This is a genomic window from Shewanella psychrophila (assembly GCF_002005305.1).
Classification (GTDB): domain Bacteria; phylum Pseudomonadota; class Gammaproteobacteria; order Enterobacterales; family Shewanellaceae; genus Shewanella; species Shewanella psychrophila.
Genome location: NZ_CP014782.1, coordinates 3,292,444 through 3,311,090, shown reverse-complemented (window position 1 = coordinate 3,311,090; position 18,647 = coordinate 3,292,444). Strand labels below are relative to the sequence as shown.

The 18,647-nt window shown below is 43.4% G+C and carries 13 protein-coding genes and 1 pseudogene; 9 read left to right on the top strand and 5 right to left on the bottom strand.

The window, feature by feature from the left end:
* Positions 1–122 precede the first annotated feature (122 nt).
* Positions 123–1,295: a hypothetical protein gene (locus sps_RS14255; RefSeq protein WP_077753143.1), complete on the bottom strand. Its 1,173-nt coding sequence runs from the start codon at positions 1,293–1,295 to the stop codon at positions 123–125.
* A gap of 300 nt (positions 1,296–1,595) precedes the next feature.
* Here sps_RS14255 and blaOXA point away from each other — a divergent pair, with 300 nt between their 5' ends.
* Positions 1,596–2,444, top strand: coding sequence for a class D beta-lactamase (gene blaOXA, locus sps_RS14250; protein WP_077753142.1), 849 nt, complete (start codon positions 1,596–1,598; stop codon positions 2,442–2,444).
* Positions 2,445–2,507: 63 nt separating this feature from the next.
* Here the strand turns inward: blaOXA and sps_RS14245 are convergent, their stop codons facing one another.
* Positions 2,508–3,419 carry a LysR family transcriptional regulator gene (locus tag sps_RS14245; RefSeq protein WP_077753141.1) on the bottom strand — a complete coding sequence of 304 codons (912 nt, stop codon included), beginning with the start codon at positions 3,417–3,419 and terminating at the stop codon, positions 2,508–2,510.
* A 119-nt stretch (positions 3,420–3,538) separates the two neighbouring features.
* Between sps_RS14245 and sps_RS14240 the strand changes: the two genes are divergently transcribed.
* The 6 genes and pseudogenes from sps_RS14240 to sps_RS14220 all read left to right on the top strand — a co-directional run bounded on the left by sps_RS14240 (position 3,539) and on the right by sps_RS14220 (position 13,400).
* Complete coding sequence (locus sps_RS14240) at positions 3,539–8,095, top strand: ATP-binding protein (protein ID WP_077753140.1); 4,557 nt, start codon at positions 3,539–3,541, stop codon at positions 8,093–8,095.
* Positions 8,096–8,357: 262 nt separating this feature from the next.
* Positions 8,358–8,759: pseudogene (locus sps_RS28860) on the top strand (ATP-dependent zinc protease family protein); the annotation flags it as partial.
* Between the two features lie 66 nt (positions 8,760–8,825).
* Entirely contained in the window at positions 8,826–9,752 is a 927-nt protein-coding gene (gene rimK, locus sps_RS14235; protein ID WP_237158118.1) for a 30S ribosomal protein S6--L-glutamate ligase, read from the top strand.
* Between the two features lie 192 nt (positions 9,753–9,944).
* Entirely contained in the window at positions 9,945–11,294 is a 1,350-nt protein-coding gene (locus sps_RS14230) for a hypothetical protein (RefSeq protein ID WP_077753138.1), read from the top strand.
* A 26-nt stretch (positions 11,295–11,320) separates the two neighbouring features.
* Positions 11,321–11,716, top strand: coding sequence for a type 2 periplasmic-binding domain-containing protein (locus sps_RS14225; RefSeq protein WP_237157840.1), 396 nt, complete (start codon positions 11,321–11,323; stop codon positions 11,714–11,716).
* Positions 11,717–11,723: 7 nt separating this feature from the next.
* Entirely contained in the window at positions 11,724–13,400 is a 1,677-nt protein-coding gene (locus tag sps_RS14220; RefSeq protein WP_077753136.1) for a sensor domain-containing diguanylate cyclase, read from the top strand.
* A gap of 18 nt (positions 13,401–13,418) precedes the next feature.
* On the opposite strand, the gene sps_RS14215 is transcribed toward sps_RS14220, so the two are convergent.
* Both sps_RS14215 and sps_RS14210 read right to left on the bottom strand, forming a co-directional pair.
* Positions 13,419–13,679 (bottom strand): DUF5062 family protein, encoded by a 261-nt coding sequence (locus tag sps_RS14215; protein ID WP_077753135.1) that lies wholly within the window; start codon positions 13,677–13,679, stop codon positions 13,419–13,421.
* A gap of 139 nt (positions 13,680–13,818) precedes the next feature.
* Positions 13,819–14,844, bottom strand: coding sequence for an AraC family transcriptional regulator (locus tag sps_RS14210; protein ID WP_077753134.1), 1,026 nt, complete (start codon positions 14,842–14,844; stop codon positions 13,819–13,821).
* 189 nt (positions 14,845–15,033) lie between these two features.
* On the opposite strand from sps_RS14210, the gene sps_RS14205 reads away from it, so the two are divergent.
* Positions 15,034–16,410: a hypothetical protein gene (locus sps_RS14205; protein ID WP_077753133.1), complete on the top strand. Its 1,377-nt coding sequence runs from the start codon at positions 15,034–15,036 to the stop codon at positions 16,408–16,410.
* A 294-nt stretch (positions 16,411–16,704) separates the two neighbouring features.
* Entirely contained in the window at positions 16,705–17,361 is a 657-nt protein-coding gene (locus sps_RS14200) for a Qnr family pentapeptide repeat protein (protein WP_077753132.1), read from the top strand.
* A 284-nt stretch (positions 17,362–17,645) separates the two neighbouring features.
* Here sps_RS14200 and sps_RS14195 read toward each other — a convergent pair whose 3' ends face one another.
* Positions 17,646–18,542, bottom strand: coding sequence for a helix-turn-helix domain-containing protein (locus sps_RS14195; RefSeq protein ID WP_077753131.1), 897 nt, complete (start codon positions 18,540–18,542; stop codon positions 17,646–17,648).
* Positions 18,543–18,647: the final 105 nt, after the last annotated feature.

The window sequence follows — 18,647 nt, the reverse complement described above, 5'->3', positions numbered from 1 at the left end:
TGCCAGCCTGAGCTGGCATTATACGAGAGTTAATAGCTTGAATTGGACAGTAATACCCGCCACTCTATCATTCGGCGAGTATTACTGACTCGCTATTCACAAGCGTGTTTATCTATTCCAGATTATAAGCTCTTAGCCCCTGCTATGACCATGGCTTTAATCTGTGCAACTATGTTAGCTTCAGTCTTAGCATCGAAACCTTTCACTCTTGGGGTATGGATATGACCGACAGGGATCTTACTGTTAAATTGCTGCTGTAATAAGACCGCGCGGTATGAAATTTCATTCGATAGGTAGCCTCCACCTGAGCCTTCGACTGAGGTGGCACCTTGTAACTCGGATAAGGACATTGCCTCAAACTCACCCCTAGCCAGTGTGGTGACTGTGTGGTTATCGTTTACCTTCCATTTGGCTCCATCCCCATGAACCGACTGCATAGCGGTTACAGGAAGTGAATATTCGACAAATTCAGGACCATTCAAGGTCTTGCCATTGAACATAGGGGCGATCGGCTTATCTTTGTTGCCACCCGTCAATACGTTTAAGTTATCCGGTGATGCTGCACTGCGATTACGTCCCGGAAAACGCTCAAGATCGAAATCATCGCGACCCATGCTGACGGTGATAATCATATCCAAGCTATTATCGCGGTAATAAGGGGTAAGCAGAGATTCGATTATGCCTTGATCGAAGTCGGCGAAGCGTACTGGGATCATCACCGTCTGTATTTGCGCTTTCTTGCCATTCACGGAGAATTGATAGCCATCCAGTGCTAGTGCCGCTAAGCCTGAAGGATTACTCTGATCTATATTATGATCAAGAAAGAAAGGATCAAATCCTGTTAGCAAGATCTTGATCTGGGTATCGGCAGAAAAGCTGATGTTACTGAAGCCTCTTGAAGATTTCTCTACTGCGCTTAGATTCACATCTCGTTGCCAGGGGGCAAGTTTGAATGACGGCGCTTGTTGCTTAAGCAAGGTTTTCATGGCCAAGCGTCCCCAATACAGAGGTCGGTCATCTTGCCCACCCGATTGGACATCCCTGACTGCCTGCTGCCAGAGTCGCTCTCCCTGTCTGGCAACCATCTGAGTCATTAACAACTCATCAGTTTGCTTTTTATATTGTTCCTCGAGACTATCGACTAAAGCTTGATAGCGGCCAACGACTTCAGGCATAGCTTGGGCTGCAGTGGGCACACGAGCCTCTTCGATATCGATATTAGCCATAGCGCTAGTGCTGGTAATTGCACTGGAAAGTAGTCCTGCAACGGCAAGTGCTAAACAGGATTTCGTCATGGCTTGTTCCTTTTTATCTGGAATAGAGAGTGATTTAGAATTGATTTTATTCTTATTAATAATTTATCAATTAATGAGTTATCGATTTGAGCTTATTATAGTCAACGCCTGAGTATGCACGACAAGCGAGTGCAAATAAAGTATCCGGCTACTAACTTGTGCTGAAGGAGAGTTGTCATTTTTTTGCCACTATCTGTCTCCGAATTGCCTTTTTATTCGGCTCTTACTGGTGGGAAAGTTTGATAGGCTAACTACTCAGACTCTTTCGAGTCAATATGATGAATTAAAAGGATAAGTTATATGCGTTTTAATATTGGTTTGCTGGCATTACTGGCTGTTTTGTGTCACCCCGCTGCGGCGAAACAAGCCGTTGAAGCGCATAGTTCGGAAACGAAGGGGGCGGAAGCTGAGAATGCTAAAGACTATAGCCTGGAAGTAACCAGTAGCTGGTTGGCTAAGTTTGCTCAAGAGAAGGTAATCGGTGTGATGGTGTTGCTGGATGAGCAGGGAAGGCTAATGACCAATGATGGAAAAAGAGCGGTAAAGCGGTTCATTCCCGCATCGACTTTTAAGGTTCCTAACAGCTTACTCTTGTTGGAGGCTGGTATCGTCAAGGATGAATACAGTCAATTTCCATGGGATGGAAAGGAGCGCAACATTCTTGCCTGGAATAGAGACCATAACTTTTCAACGGCGATGAAATACTCTGTTGTGCCTATATATCAAGCGCTGGCTCGAGAGATGGGGCAAAGCGAGATGGCTAAAGGCGTAGCGCAACTTAATTATGGTAACAATGATATAAGTGGAGGAGTTGATAGCTTCTGGCTAAATGGCGATTTAGCCATTTCAGCGAAGGAGCAAGTTGAGTTTCTGCAGCGCCTCTACCATAACCGTTTACCTGTTTCAGACCGCAGTCAGAGAATCGTCAAGAAGATGATGTTACTGGAAGCGAATAGTGAGTGGGTGCTAAGAGGTAAAACTGGTTATGCGGTGCAAAAAGGACAGAAGCTTGGTTGGTTTGTCGGTTGGCTTGAAAGAGAAGAGAGGGTCTACTTCTTCGCACTCAATATGGACATTGAAAGCAACAGCCAATTGCCATTGAGGAAAGACTTGGTGAAACAGATATTAGTATTGGAAGGCTTGATTTAATCGCTGTAAATTAGGTTCTTTCGTCTCCTTCCTAGACTCTAAAATCTAGGAAGGATTTTATACCTATACCATCAAGGATTGCAGAGATTCCTGGCTACTGAAGCGCTTGGTGAAGAAGTCTAGGAATACACTGATGTTAGTGGCCAGCTGCCTTCTGCTCGAGTAAACACCATAGACTTTAAATGCCTCGATGGGCCACTCCTGAAGAATAGGCACAAGAGAGCCGCTGGCCAGCTCGTTTTTGCATACTGAGTTAGATAACATGGCAATGCCAAAATCATCCTGAGCCAGTTTCTTTACCATAACGGCGCTGTTTACTCTGACCTTACGCTTGAAATTCACCATGGTTTTTCTGTTGCCTTTTCCCAGTGGCCAGATGGGTGCTGAGCGTGAGGTGCCCAGTAATATACCATCATGGTTGGCTAATTCTTGTGGTGTGGCTGGGGTGCCATTGGTCTTCAGGTAACCTGGGCTGGCAACTAAAATAGGTTTGCGCTCGAACAAAAGACGGGCGACTAAGTCTGAGGATTGCAGTGGACCATACTTGATAGCGATATCATAGCCTTCTCCGACTAGACCCACTTCGCTGTCGGTAAACTGCACATCTAGTTCTACATTGGGGTAGAGGCGCATAAAACTGCTACACAGGTTGGCGATAAGTTCTTGGCTGAATGAGACCGGAATCGCAATGCGTAGGGAACCTGAAACATCGTTGTTAGTGTTTTCTATGGTGGCTTTAGCAGCCTCTATTTCGTCACGAATACTAGTGCAATGCTGATAGAAGAGCGCACCTACCTGAGTGAGACTCAAATTTCGAGTGTCTCGCTGGAGTAGACGTACACCAAGTTGCTCTTCGAGTTGAGCAACCTTACGACTTATGGTTGATTTTGGCATGCCTGTTTCGCGGGCTGCTTGGGAGAAACCTTTGGCTCTAACTACCGCCGCAAACAGCATCATACCGTTAAGATCTGGCATGTTTTTATCACTGTCTCAAAAATGGAACAAAGCGTCTAACCTAGTTTAATGGTATTTGACGCCTTAACAAAGTTATATTTACTCGCTAAAAATTTTAGAGGCTAAGCAGAGGATCAATGATGACCAGCAAAAATCAGCCCACAAACAAGACTCAGGCTCAATCTGCCGACCCGCTTTTTCTGAAAGCAGAACATCTGGCACAAAACTTTTCACTGTTTCCTGAACACAGTAAGCAGAGCCTAGCCGAAGAGATCAAGGGTCTCTTGGGTGAAGATACAATTCAGTCTAACTTGAAAGAGTTAGATCTACTCGATGTAGATGGTTATGTCACTAAGGTGATTCAACCAACATTAGATAAAAACCGCGCCGGTGCTAAGCGTGTGATTGCCGATCTTAAAGGCAGGCTTATTGCTGAAAACCACCAAGGGCCTTTTTATAGTGCAGAGATCGAATTGAACTTTGGTACTCGTACTCGCCGTATCGGTTTTATCGCACAAGAACGTACCACTAATAATGGTGCTTGGATGCCCGAGCATCACTTGATCGCGTGTAAGGCTATTCGTAAGTTTGCAGAACTGTCTATGCCTATCATCTACCTTATCGACACCCCTGGTGCCGATGCGGGTGAAGTGGCTAACAGTCAGAACCAGGCTCACAGCATCTCTAAGGCGATTGCCGAGAGTGCTAATGTCGATGTGCCTACTGTCGGTATCGTCATCGGTGCCGGTTACTCAGGTGGTGCGATCCCACTTGCTTCGGCAAACATCTTATTGTCACTGCGTGATGGTATCTTTAATACTATTCAGCCTCAGGGCCTGCAGAGTATTGCCCGTAAGTACAACTTGTCTTGGCAAGAATGTGCTAAATCGGTGGGTGTTTCACCTGAAGAGCTGTATACCTCTGGTTGCATCGACGGCATCATCGATTTTTCTCCGACGGATAAAGATGAGCGTCAGCATAACCTTCGCCGTGCAATTATCAGCAGTATCGAAGCTGTTGAAAATGCCGCCGTGCAGTTCGTGAGAGAGTCGAAAGACTTGCGTGAGCATTATGATCGTAGTTTGACTCGTTTCTTGAACCCGTCTAAGAATCTGGAAGCTCTTGAGCACCATGCGGAGCTTGCGGTTGCTAATAACCCTACAATGCACCTTAACTTGTTTGGTAGCTCATACCGTTACTTGCGTTACCTGACGTTACGTAGTCGTATTCAGTCTATTTCTCAAGAGCAGTATGGTCGTTTGTCTAAGGTGAGTGTACCCGAAGGTGATTTACTCGCACGTATTCAGCAAGAGCAAGATCGCGTGTTCCAGTCTTGGTTATCTAACCCGGATAAGCTGGTTTATGATGAAGAGTTAAACAAGCTTTGGGGTAACTTCAGTGCTAAGCGTGATGAGGTTTCTACCGAACGAAACATGCTGACCCGTTTGATCTTAGGTGAGCCGAAAGAGAACTATAAGAAGGCCCGTAAGGCGCTTATCTTCAACATCAGTTGGTCTTTGTTTCATCGTTGGAAAGGTAATGCCGAGAACAACTTCAAAGGCCTGATCCAGTATTTGGAGACACTTCCATCTGAAGTGACTCAGGCTGATTGGCCTGAGTTGAACAAGCTAACAGTACTGGATGTGGTTATTCACGACGAATTACGTGAAGACTTTATCTGGCAGTGTCACAATATTCTTATCTTCAACGCACTTTACGACAATGTCGTTGGCAACTTAGCCTCTATCGCTAAAGAAGCCATGATGTCTAAGAGTTTGTCACGTGCATCGGTAGATAACTTGTTACACAGCTCCATCGATCGCGCCTTATCCACTCAAGATACGGCTAACGATAAGAGTAAATTCTACAAGTGGCTCAAGTACTTCATGGGTCAATCGAACCGTGCAGAATTGTTGACTAAGACTGAGCAGTGGAAGAGTGTTGGTTTCCCACAGCTAAACGACAGTCTGTTCGTGATCCTGACTTACTTCTTCGAACGTCTGCTACCTGAGTATTTCGATAGTGAAGAGGAAAGTGGCGAATACACAGGTGCAATCAACCCTGTACGTATTGGTCGCCGTAAAGATTTCTGGAACCGTCTCACCATGGGCTATCAGGATCTCTTGATCCAGAAAGTACTACGTGATGATAAGCGTGCCGGTAAAATGGGCTGGGAAAACGTTTTAGGTAAGTTCTTCACTGATTTTGATGAAATCAATGGCGATAAGATGTCTGCCAACTTGCTAAACTTCCCGGGATTCCGTCTATCCATCGAAGATGCATTGGATAAAGGCATTCGTCCCTGTGGTCTCATTACTGGTATGGCTGATTTCGAACGTAACGGTCAACAGATGCGTGTCGGTGTTGCCGTGTCAAACACAGCTTTCCAGGCTGGCGCCTTCGATATGGCCAGTGCCGAGAAGTTCAGTGCGCTATTGATCGAGTGTGCTAAGCGTAAGCTTCCAGTTATCTGTTTCATCAGCTCAAGTGGTATGCAGACTAAAGAAGGTGCTGCTGCACTTTTCTCTATGGCTGTGGTGAACGATCGTATTACTCGCTTCATTCGTGATAACGAGCTACCGGTATTGATGTTCGGTTATGGTGATTGTACAGGTGGAGCACAGGCAAGTTTCGTGACTCACCCATTAGTGCAAACATATTACCTATCGGGTACTAACATGCCTTTTGCGGGCCAGATGGTCGTTCCGGCTTACCTGCCTTCCACTGCGACGCTGTCGAATTACTTGTCGAAAGTACCTGGTGCGATGAATGCCTTGGTGACTAATCCATTCAGCAGCACTATAGATGACCAGCTGAGCAGTATCGATCCTTTGATGCCTAAGCCTACCGCTGAGATTGAAGATGTGATTGCTAATGCACTCTCAACTTTAGTTCCTGAGATGATGGCCGCTGATGAAGAGATAGTTCAGGACGATCCTCGTGAACTTATGAAGCCTATCAAGAAGGTATTGGTGCATGCTCGTGGTTGTACCGCGGTTAAGCTAATTCGTAAGGCTCATGATAATGGCATTGATGTCGTTCTCGTTGCATCTGATCCGGATATGACTTCGGTACCTGCCGATATGCTAAAAGGCAACGATAAACTTGTCTGTATTGGTGGTAACACATCAGATGAGAGTTACCTCAACGCATATTCTGTGCTTAAAGTGGCCGAATATGAAAATGTCGATGCCCTTCACCCGGGTATTGGTTTCTTATCTGAAAGTCCTCAATTTGCGGCGCTTTGTGTCAATAACGGCGTTAATTTCGTCGGACCGAGTGTTCACAGCATGACGACAATGGGTAACAAGTCTAATGCGATTAAGACTTCCCAGGATAATGGTGTTCCTGTCGTTCCTGGTAGTCACGGTATCTTAAGCAATGCAGAGCAAGCGGTAAACGTTGCTAATGAAATTGGCTACCCGGTTCTGCTTAAAGCGGTACAAGGTGGTGGTGGTAAAGGTATTCAGGTCGTTGAGCGTCAAGGGGACATGATTAGCTTGTTCCAGCAGACTTCTACCGAAGCGGCTGCGGCGTTTGGTAATGGCGATCTCTATCTTGAGAAATATGTGACTTCACTGCGTCACATCGAAGTACAGCTCCTACGTGATAAGTTTGGTAATACTAAGGTATTGGGTATTCGTGATTGTTCGGTTCAGCGTAACAACCAGAAGGTTGTTGAAGAGTCTGGTTCTACCATGCTGCCGGCTGAGCTGAAAGAGAAGGTACTTCAATATACCCTTGATCTTGGTAATGCGACAGATTACATGGGCGCAGGTACGGTTGAATTCATCTATAACTTAGATACTAACGAAGTCTACTTTATGGAGATGAACACTCGTCTTCAGGTTGAGCATCCAGTTACCGAAGCGACATCGGGTATCGATATTGTGAGTGCTGGTTTCGATATTGCGGCGGGTCGTTCGATCGAAGCCCTGAAACCACAGGATAAGGGTTACGCCATCGAAGTCCGTGTTACTGCCGAGAAGGCTGCTCTGGACAGCAATGGTGTACTCCAACTGCTACCTCATCCTGGTATGATTACCGAATATGCGATGCCTGAGCGTGATGACATAGAAATCATCTCTATTGCAGAAGCGGGTAAAGAGGTTTCACCTTACTACGATAGCTTGATTGCACAAATCATCTGTCGAGGTGAGAGCCGCGAAGATGTGATCAATAAGCTGCACGATTACCTCGCTGATCACGTTGTCATCAAAGGTATTGCGACTAACATCCCACTACTGACTCGCATCTTGAAAGATGGCACCTTCAACGAAGGCGTTTACGACACTAACTACTTACCTCGTCTGATGGCTGAGTTAGATGTGCCTGAGTTGATTGCAGAGATGGAAGCTGCTGCGGAAACTGTCGGTGTCGATACAGCCTCACTGCGCGTCGGTGAGAGTAACGAGCTGAAAGTGATGGCACAAGGGGCGGGTATCTTCTATACCTCTCCAGCACCTGGTGAAGCCGACTTTGTTAAAGAAGGTGACATAGTGGCAGCGGACCAGACTTTAGCGCTTACAGAAGCAATGAAGATGTTCTCACAGCTGAACTTAGCTGGTTATAATCGCCCGGATGCGGTTCTGTATCCTGAAGATAAGAAATATCGTATCGAGCGTATTCTTAACAGTAATGGTCAGCAAGTCTCTCAAGGTGATCTGCTGTTTGTGGTTTCACCCGTAGAAAGCTAATTCTTTATCGCGCAATGTATGTGCTTTAATTAGAATATAAAATATTAATCCCCATCACATGTGATGGGGATTTTTTATGCTTATTACAATCCTCTCTCTCGCTACATTATTTTATCTAATCTATTCGTCATAGATGATTTCATTTATTAGTTATATCTTTATGATTTTTATTGTTTTTGTATTATTAGAATTTATATCTTTATCCTTGGCATAAACGGGTGTATTTTCGTTTTTTCTAAACCTATTTATGAAGCAAAAATAGATGACTAATAAAATCATTGTTGGCAGTGAAGAGTGGTGCTCTTTACCTGGGCTAGGTATCAAGGCGGTTAAGGCTCGTGTTGACTCCGGGGCTGCAACATCCTCAATTCACGCGATAAATATCACGACTTTTAAGCGTAATGGAAGCACTTGGGTCAGTTATGAGGTGCATCCAATTCAGGGGAGCCGAAAGGTGACCTTACTTTGTGAGTCGAAGCTTATCGATCGTCGTGTAATTAAGAGTTCCAATGGTGAAACCGAAAGGCGTTATGTTATCCGTGAGCAATTGCAGCTTGGGGATCAAAGCTGGGATGTGGATCTGACTTTAACTAATCGAGCTAGCATGGGCTTTCGGATGCTCTTGGGACGTGAGGCTATGGGGCAGAGGATCTTGGTTGATCCTTCGGTTAACTACAACTTTGGTGATTATACCGAAGATGAAATCAATCTCTTGTATGGCAATAAAAACATGCCGAGTACGGGCCTCAAGATTGGCTTGCTTGCCAGTAACCCGAATTTATACAGTAATCGTCGTATCATGGAGGCGGGACTGCAACGTGGTCATGAGATGTTTTTCTATAACATACAGCAATGTTATATGAAGCTGGATGCCTCTGAGCCCGAAGTGCATTATCGTGACGGCAGGATCTTAAATGATCTCGATGCAGTGATCCCTAGAATTCGCCCTAGTATGACTTTTTATGGTTGTGCTTTGACGCGCCATTTCGAGAGTTTGGGGGTCATGGCACTGAATAACTCGGAAGCCATCACTCAGTCGCGAGACAAGTTGTTCTCTTTGCAGCTATTACAGAAAAACAACTTAGATATACCCACCAGTGGCTTCGCCAATTCACCGGCTGATACTACGGACTTGATCGATATGGTTGGCGGGGCACCGTTAATCGTCAAGTTACTCGAAGGCACTCAAGGCAAAGGTGTCGTTCTGGCTGAGACCCGCAAGGCTGCAGAGAGCGTGATTAATGCGTTTAAATCCTTGAAGGCTAATTTGCTAGTTCAGGAATTTATTAAGGAAGCCCAAGGCAAAGATCTGCGTTGCTTTGTGATTGATGGCAAGATTGTCGCGTCCATAGAGCGTACTGCCGCGCCGGGTGAGTTCAGGGCGAACATTCATCAGGGAGGCACTGCTTCTCTTGTGCAGATCACCCCTGAGGAGAAGAAGCTGGCAATTAAGGCGGCGAAAACCATGGGTCTACAGGTTGCGGGTGTCGATATTATTCGTTCCAGTAAGGGACCTCTGTTACTGGAGATAAATTCATCCCCAGGATTAGAAGGCATTGAGACGGCAACTGGCATAGATGTCGCAGGCGCTATGATCGATTCCATAGAGAAAAAGTTGGGCTGGAAGCGACCTTTACCAGTCGATACTTCTTTCTAAAATATCTAATGTCCAGATTAGTCGAGTAAGGTGACTAATCTGGACTTCTAATTAAAAGTTCACTTCTTCACTTCTTCATTTGTAATAGCTAAAACTTCATAGCACAAAGTTCCTAATCTCAAATACATTGCTGATTTAGCGATAACTGTTCTACTTTTAAATAGGGCAACTTTATGCCCGTTTAAGGTCGCTATGCCTGAAAAAAGAACTAATAAATTAAATGGGATCCCAGACAAGATTGTCTATATCCCACCTCTGATAGTAGGTGGGATCACTTTGCTGCTATTAGCCCTGTTCAGTGTGGTGGGTCAGGCTCAAGCTCGCACCCATGATCATCCTGAGCAGTCAGAGTTTAACTTAAGCTTCAGTGGTTTCGGTACCTTAGGCGTAGTGAGGTCATCCAGTGATGACTTGCTCTTTCATCGAGAGTTCAGTATGAACGCCAGTGATTCTGAGTACTCCTTTAAACCAGACAGTTTACTCGGTCTGCAAGTCAATGCGGATTTTACTGAGAGCCTAGATGCCATAGCTCAAGTAGTGATCAAAGATAGGGCGAGCGATGCTACTTTAGACAGCTTAGAGCTGATGTTCCTGCGCTATCGTCCAAATCGTGACTGGGCAATCAGGTTGGGGAGGACCAGCACAGATCTTTATATACTCTCGGAATACAGAAACGTCAGCTATGCCTATCTATGGTCCAGACCCATTCCTGAATTTTATGCTATTAGCTCATCTATCGCGAAAATTGACGGTATAGATATCAGTTATACCCATAACATAGGCGGGGGGAGTTGGGAGACTAAGTTGGCCTATGGGAATACGCACTCCTTGTTAGCGGCTCAGAATAGTCGTTTTGATATCGATCTCAAAAATGTCTTCGCGCTTACATCCATTTATACCTGGGATGACTGGATATTTCGGTTCGCGGCGACTTCTGTTGAAGTAGATGAATTGGACTTTATAACTAATGACCTAGTCAAGAGTCTTAATTTAGTACCAAATAGCTTGTGGCCAGAGGCCAGAGCGTTGGCACAAAGCATAGATGGACCGGGTCAGAAGTTGCAATATTATGCCCTGGGTTTGCAATACGATCATATGAACTGGGTTATTCAGTCGGAGCTTGGCTATATCGATTCTGACTGGGGGATACTGCAATCTTTCTACAATGGTTACTTGAGTGTGGGCTACCGTGTCGATGAGATGACATTTTATAGCGTTGTGGCTTATATAGACAACTCAGAAGAGCCAGCTAGCTACGCTTCACCGCAATTACCTGATCAATTGTCTACGGAATTATTAGCTGGAATCAATACCGTGTATGAAGGGAGTGTGCAGGCTCTGAGTGCTAGCAAGATAGAGCAGACGACTTTTACCTTGGGGTTGAGGTGGGATCTTTATCCCAATATCAGTATGAACTTTCAGTGGGATCATTCCTGGGTCGATCATAGTGGGGCAGCTATGTGGTCTTGGACTCAGGAACCTGTGGGGGATGCGGAGGTCGATCTTTTGTCAATTAACTTCAGCTTTATCTTCAATTTATGAAGTACTTGACTGGGTTACTTATCTTAATGTTCACTCTGACTATTCGAGCCGAAAGCGAACTGCTGGTAGTCGTTAGCCGCGAGAGTCGTATCGATTCATTAACCAAGAGTGAAGTGGTGGATCTGTTTATGGGGCGATATGTGAATTTTCCTAATGGTGACAAGGCTAAAGTTTTCGACCTTGCTCCTAAATCTAAGCTCAAGGGATTATTCTATGAAAGGTTGGTTAACCGAACCGAGGCGCAAATAGATGCTTATTGGGCCAGACTACTTTTTTCTGGTCGTAACTTCCCTCCTAAAGAAACAGAGTCTCCGGGTCAATTAATTCATGAGTTAATGAGTTCGAGCCATGCTATAGGCTATATTTCTAGTCAGGACTTAACTGATTCATTAAAAGTGGTGTATCGATTTGAGGCGCTTTAGGCATCAATTGTACTTTAAGGTGGCATTCGCTATTGCATTGAGTGCAGCCCTAGTTGCAGTCTTGAGTTCATACTTTTTCTATTTCGAACAGCTTGAGAGAAATGAGCAGGACTCGAGGGAGCATGTTAATCAGTTATCCAGAACCATAGAGAAGACAGCGTCTATTGCCGTGTATGTACAGGATTCTGTGCTAGCAAGGGAGATCATCGATGGATTAGCGATTAATGACGTTGTTTCTGAAGTTGAGCTGATCAGTGAACCGGGGTTTTCAGTTTTTTCTGGTGAGAAAACACTCATTGGCAGGGAGGGCGTTTCTACTCTGACCTTGTATAACCCATTTTTTGAGGAAGAGGTCATAGGTCAGCTTAAGATATTGCCTAATGAGGCATTTATTGATCATAACGCCAAGGATGCCGCCGTAAATCAGGCCCGTATGTTGGCATTATTAACTGTTGTGACAGCTATTCTTGTTTCTTTTATTGTGCATAAGACGTTAACCTCTCCGCTAAATAGGATAACCAATAAATTTGAAGGGGTAATTCCTGGCCAGGACAGTCATATTTCAGTGCCTAGATTCCATCAGAAAGACGAGATCGGCCGTCTGGTGAATGGAATTAACGCTCTGGTTTCATCTCTTAATCAGTCTATAGATTCGGAACGTAATTTAAGAGAAAAGACTCAAGTATTGGAGAAAAAGTTCAGACTCATCTTCGAGCAAGCGAGTGCGGGTATATGCCTCATAGATAGTGAGAACTTGTTAGTTACTGCTAATCCTGCCTTTGAGCGAATTATCTATAAATCACATTCCATCGCAGATGCTATAGGCTTAAGGCTCACAGATTGGTTTTACAATAAGCGACAGTTAGAGAGCTTTCTGGCTGATATCAGACAGAGTCATAATCTAGATACGGTTGCATTGGATCTTAAGATGAAGACCTTGCCAGGATCCCCTGATTGCTGGGTACATTGCCTATTTTCTAAGGTTTTAGATGAAGATAAGCAGACCTGCTTGATGATAGAAGTGCTGATGTATGATGTGACCGAGCGAACTGAGAGGGAGATCAATACTCGCTTCGAAGCCGATCATGATGGCTTAACTCATCTTAAGAACAGGAGAGCAGGAAGACGCTCACTGGTAGAGTTATTTGATCGCGCTAAAGAAAATGACAAAATAGCGGTGATCATGAATATCGATCTGGATAACTTTAAGGCTATCAACGATATTTATGGCCATGAGGCCGGTGATTTTGTGCTAATCGAAGTAGGTCAGCGCATGATGGCTGTGTTTAGAAACGATGATCTCTGTATTCGTTGGGGAGGCGATGAGTTTGTTGTAGCTTGTTACTTCGATAGTGCAGATTTTGAAAGACGCAGTCTGCCAGCGATAGAGAAGTTAGCATCTGAGTTAAGGCTAGCATTAAGCGAGAATGTAAACTTAAGTTGTGGAGGAAGTATCGAGATCGGCGCTAGCATAGGTATCGCCATGTATCCGCAACATGGGGGGACTTTGGAGTCCGTATTGTCTGCGGCTGACAGTGCTATGTATGTGTCGAAGCAAGGAGGGCGAAATCAATATAGCATCTTCGATTCAAAGCTTGTGGGTGAGCTAAGTTCTTGCGATAAGAACGACTCGAAAGCTCAGTCTCAAAACACAGACAGAATGAATCAAGATGCTAACGATTAATGAGCTTAATAGTACTTACTAGTTTAAGAGCTCATGATTTTCGGGAAGCTGTCTACTAATCCATAAAACCAATTTATGTTTCATATTTGGCCCGTCTTCTTTATCCACTGCTAGCGGTTGAATGAGCTTATCGGTAACGAGCAGACGATAGATACATTCGACTTTATCTTTTGGTGAAATTCCCTTGCCGAAATCGTCAAAACCACGTTTTTTAGCATAGCCGACACCAATTTCCATGGCGAGTTTTAACAGTTGTACATCGTGCTTACCTTGCTTCATATGAGCTCCCTCAAAAGGTTATATCCAACAAATTACCTGAATTAAATGAGATAGCAAGATTAGCTTTCAGCTTACCAGTGAAACGTTTAATTTTGTCGTAATTTTATACCGATTGGCATAATTAGCTGCGAAGCCGTACTTAGCCTTGTTTACGATATTGCAGTGGAGACTGTTTGTACCACCGTTTAAATGCACGGGTGAAATTGCTCGGATCTTTGAAGCCTAAGCGAAATGATATTTCAATAATAGCGAGATCTGAGTCTAGAATGTAGGTTAACGCTAATCGTTTGCGGATCAGATCTAGTTGCTCACTGAATGTGGTATTTTCAAGTTTCAGTTTTCTTTGTAAATTACGGCTGCTCATATGGAATACTTTGGCTATAGCTTCGCGATCAGGATTACCTAAACTCATTGAAATAACAATTTCTTTAGCAACCTTGCTGCTAAATGATTGGCTGGATAGTCGGCTTAAATACTCCTCAATTGCATCATCATTCCTAATGGCTAGCTCTCTATTTGCCGATGGGAAAGGCGTGTTGAGTGCTTCACTGCTAAAGTAGATACGATTGCCGCTTGAATTGAAGTTTATCGGGCAAGAAAAAAGCGATTGAAAGGGAGTGGTGTCTGATGGTGGAGAGCGTTCAAGTTCGAGTCTTATTGGCCTGACGAGGCCATGACTCACTTGCAATGGCATCAAGTAGCTTGTCGCCATAAAGGCATCTATCGCTTCTGGGGCGTAATCTTTTCCTGGCAACCGATTAAAGCAGAGTGCTGACTCTAGCTCACCTTCAACTATCTCCATTTCAAGCACATTACTGATAATTTCATAATACCGTTTAATTCTAATCCAGGCATCAGCTAAAGATTCACTGACCAATAAAGAGAAGCTGAGTGCGTTAAAGCTGGTTGGCTGAACAAAGTTTGCCACCTTTAGCCCTAATGACTCATCTCCAGAAGCCTCTACTGCTAACGCCCAAAGCTGAGTAATTTGGCTTGTCGGAATACGACCATTAGGGTCCTGCAATAGGTCAGTATTAATGCCTATTTCTTGCAGTAGTTTCTGGCTGTTTATTCCATAACTATCTATGGCTCGGCAAATCGCTAACGCCCAGGAAGACAGGGTCGTTGGCTCAGTTGTTAGTTTAAGATTGTCCTGAAAAGTCATAAATTTGTCTCGACCCAACCATTATTACTCTCTTCGATAGGCTAGGTTACAAACAAAAGGAGATGATCACAAACCAAAGTGCTCAACTTGCAAACATGGTTAGTGCCTTAACCGTTAGTAATGATTGAGCAGTAAATTACCTTTTTATTCGAAAATTATAAATATAAAACAAGGTTTAGGGGAGATGATATGCATAACGAAGGTTTAGTTAACACTAAGGCTATTTTAAAAAAAACGGGGCTTGGGCTGTTATGTTTTTCAGCCGTGATGCTAATGGGCTGCAGTGACGATGAACTTGATAGCAGTGGTAATCCAGATGCGGAGGCTTCAAAGCAGGTGACACCCAGCCCATGCTTCTGGGTTGGCCCCTATAATATAGAGCATCCAGATCGAAACTTTGCCTATCCTGATACAGGTGCAAATTACTGGCATGCTGGTTACATACTCCCTATCGGTGCGACTTTAAAGCTTAATGGTCAGTATCCTTATGCTAGGTATATATCGATAAACAGTTACCGAGCTGATACCTCTCCTGCATCATCGTTAACCGATCGCGATATTGAGCCCGATCAAGGTGACTTTAATCCTTATCAGCAAGGTGCCGAACGACAAAATGCTTCAAGAGACTTCACCATAGCGCTCGCTAATGGCACGCCTGACGGGGAAGCACCGAGTAATACTCTCTATGATCATGCAGAACCTGGTGATAAGTCGACGTTAATCTATCGCATTTATGTTGCCGATGAGGGAAGTGATGAATTTGGCAATGTTGAGTTACCTGCTGTTGAACTGACTTTAGATACGGGAGAAGTACTTGTTGGCGATCAAGCCTGCAGTGCATTGCAGGTTGATACGGATAACTTAGCTATTCCGCTCATTCCAGCCGAAACCTATCAACAGGTTAGAGCTAATCCTGCAGTGGAACCTGCTCGAAACCCTGCAGTTTGGCGGGCTGCTTACAATGGCACATTTGGCTTTCAGTGTGCCTTCTTAGGACGGTGTGATGGTACGCCGGAAAGACAAGTAACTTATTATGCTAATGCTGATAATCAATATGTCAGTACTTTTTTGAATAATGATTTTGGTGCGGTTGCAGTGACACGAGGTAAGTTACCGCTCGTCCCCAAAACGCTTGCTTCTGAGGCTATTTTTGATGAAAGAGAAAGCCAGTTAAGGTATTGGTCTATTTGTCAAAATGAGTACTATTCTCAGATGGTTACCGACTGTATTTATGATGAGCAGTTAGCGGTAGATGAAGATGGTTACTATACGATAGTTACTAGTCTATTGGATGATAAACCACTGAATGCCACTAATGAGTGCGGTTATAACTACTTAGCTTGGACGGAGAAGGGGGATGGTTTTGGTCGCGTGGTAAAAGGGGGAGTAAATCGATTGAATGAGGCATTATTGATCGTAAGAAATATGCTGCCTAAAGAGGATTTTCATCAGGCTATTCAGAATACATCTGTGCCAGGTGATGAATATGTAATGATGGGAGAATACTTACCGACGACTGAGTATATGAGTAGGGCCGACTTTGAAGGCTTAGGTTGTAACTATTAATCCTAGTAGCTAGGAATTAGAAACTTCTATCCTTCCAAAACTATGCCTCATCTAGTATTCAAATACTTTTACTTGAGTCCCTATAAGCTCATAGGTTGAGTTTAACTTTTTTCTTGGGCTCAGCGGTTTTACAACTAATTTTATTTAGCCACAATGCTATTTTGGCATCTTAAAATCGATTACCCGTCATACTTTAAGTTGTTGTATTTGCAGGGTTTTATTTTGTTGGGCTTTTAGGCTATCGGTGATAGTCTTCGGTTATTGGACTTAGTTTGATATAGCAAGAGGCGTTAATTGAATAAAAAAAATGAAGTGTTCGAAGGGGTCAACTTTAGTCATCAGGATATGAATGATTCACATTTTGAGCAGTGTAAATTTTATAACTGTAATTTTAACCATACTGATCTCAGTGACAGTCATTTTGTTGACTGCTCATTTATAGAGCAAGGTGCTGTGAGTGGTTGTGATTTTGACTACGCTAATTTACAAGATGCGAGCTTTAAAGACTGTCAGTTAGCTATGGTTAATTTCATCGGTGCTAATTGTTTCGGCGCAGAGTTTAGGAATTGCGACTTGAAAGGGGCCAACTTTCTCAAGACACGCTTTGCTAATCAGATAAGCAGACAAGTGTATTTTTGCTCTGTGTATATGACGGGGTGCAACTTGTCTTACGCTAATTTTGAGCGGCAATGTATTGAGAAGTGCGATCTATTTGAAAATAAATGGACAGGTGCAAATCTGTATGGGGCTTCGTTTAAAGGATCTGACTTGAGCAGAGGTGAGTTTTCCAGTGACGCTTGGGGTCAGTTTAATCTGAGTGAGTGTGATCTTTCTCATGCAGAACTCTATGGTTTAGATCCTAGAAAGGTGGATCTGAGCGGGGTTAAAATTTGCATGTGGCAGCAGGAGCAGTTGCTCGAGCCTCTTGGAGTGATTGTTGGACCTGACTAGCTAGCCGTCAAGCAGTGGAAAGGACTAATAGAATGCCTGCTAAGGGACTTTTTATCAGGTAATTGATTCGACAGGGTAAAAGTTTTGGCGAGGGTGATCTGTGTAGTATTCATGCCAGACTGTCCTCGTTATAACACCTGTATGTAGACCCGATGACAAAGACATTGCCCATCAAGTGTTCAAGATAACTATCGCTTTAAATATCAACAGATTTAGTTCGATCTATCTATTTTTAATCTAGATTAGGCTGCTGTAAGCATGGCTGTGCTTTATTCACATGGGACTCAAATGGGGATGGTGAGATGCTGTTTTAACTTAAGATAACTTAAGTAGGTTCGTTGAATTTGAAGAAATATAAAGGGAGAAGCTAACAATTGTTTTAAATTGAATTGGACAATGTAAACATTACCGACAAAGCGAGACTCTTGTACCGATAATAGTTGAGTTCCTCCCATTTGCTCCCAAAAAGTCAGGAAATCTGCTCTTCGGGTTGCTACGTAACATTCTTCAATATCCCAATAACTGTCTACAAGATGGTTAAATAGATGCCCAATCAGTGATTCGAAATAATTACGGCAGGAAAAATGACCTACATTAATGACAATGGAGTTAGCTGTAGGCTGCGTGGGTAATCTTTTTTTGAAATAACGGGAAAATGTTGTCATATCTTGAACAAATCCGAGATGGGACACGATCTGAACACCCTGTTTGACCGTAAATACACAATTCTGTGAGATCACGTTATTTTGATCCAGTTTTGAATAGATAAATCTGTACGCCTCCATATGTTTATAAAACACACCGAATAATTTCCTATGTGTCTCGGTAGTAAGGTTTAACATTGATAATGTAGCGGGCCCTTTGTCAATTGATAAATACCCAATTCGAGAATATGAAGTTTCAAGTTTATTAAATAATGTGTCGTACGCTTTTAAAAACACCTTTGTTATCTTTGGGTGATCTATATGTTGTATAAAATAGCTCAAGTCTTTTTCAAAATGTTTAGAAATTAACAATTGTTTCTTGTAAGATGGAGTTGTTTTATTGTTACACCAGCGACTTAGGGTTATGGCATCTAGGCCTGAAAATATGGAGTGGGATGACTGAAGCTGGGATAGAAGCTCGATCTGACGAATACCATTTTGTTTAAATATATGCTGCAAATACTGATGAAATATCATTCCGTTCTCATTTCACTCCAAAATATAAGAACTTATATTACTAATAATATTTACTTCAAAATAGAGTGAATATAATTGTTAGCATGTTTTATTTTATAAAAAATA

Excerpts from the sequence above, each read along its gene's own strand:
- sps_RS14215 (WP_077753135.1), bottom strand. The coding sequence starts at position 13,679 with ATGAAGCAAGGTAAGCACGATGTACAACTGTTAAAACTCGCCATGGAA.
- sps_RS14210 (WP_077753134.1), bottom strand. The coding sequence starts at position 14,844 with ATGACTTTTCAGGACAATCTTAAACTAACAACTGAGCCAACGACCCTG.
- sps_RS14240 (WP_077753140.1), top strand. The coding sequence starts at position 3,539 with ATGACCAGCAAAAATCAGCCCACAAACAAGACTCAGGCTCAATCTGCC.
- sps_RS14230 (WP_077753138.1), top strand. The coding sequence starts at position 9,945 with ATGCCTGAAAAAAGAACTAATAAATTAAATGGGATCCCAGACAAGATT.
- sps_RS14245 (WP_077753141.1), bottom strand. The coding sequence starts at position 3,419 with ATGCCAGATCTTAACGGTATGATGCTGTTTGCGGCGGTAGTTAGAGCC.
- sps_RS14195 (WP_077753131.1), bottom strand. The coding sequence starts at position 18,542 with ATGATATTTCATCAGTATTTGCAGCATATATTTAAACAAAATGGTATT.
- sps_RS14225 (WP_237157840.1), top strand. The coding sequence starts at position 11,321 with ATGTTCACTCTGACTATTCGAGCCGAAAGCGAACTGCTGGTAGTCGTT.
- rimK (WP_237158118.1), top strand. The coding sequence starts at position 8,826 with ATGCCGAGTACGGGCCTCAAGATTGGCTTGCTTGCCAGTAACCCGAAT.
- sps_RS14255 (WP_077753143.1), bottom strand. The coding sequence starts at position 1,295 with ATGACGAAATCCTGTTTAGCACTTGCCGTTGCAGGACTACTTTCCAGT.
- sps_RS14205 (WP_077753133.1), top strand. The coding sequence starts at position 15,034 with ATGCATAACGAAGGTTTAGTTAACACTAAGGCTATTTTAAAAAAAACG.
- blaOXA (WP_077753142.1), top strand. The coding sequence starts at position 1,596 with ATGCGTTTTAATATTGGTTTGCTGGCATTACTGGCTGTTTTGTGTCAC.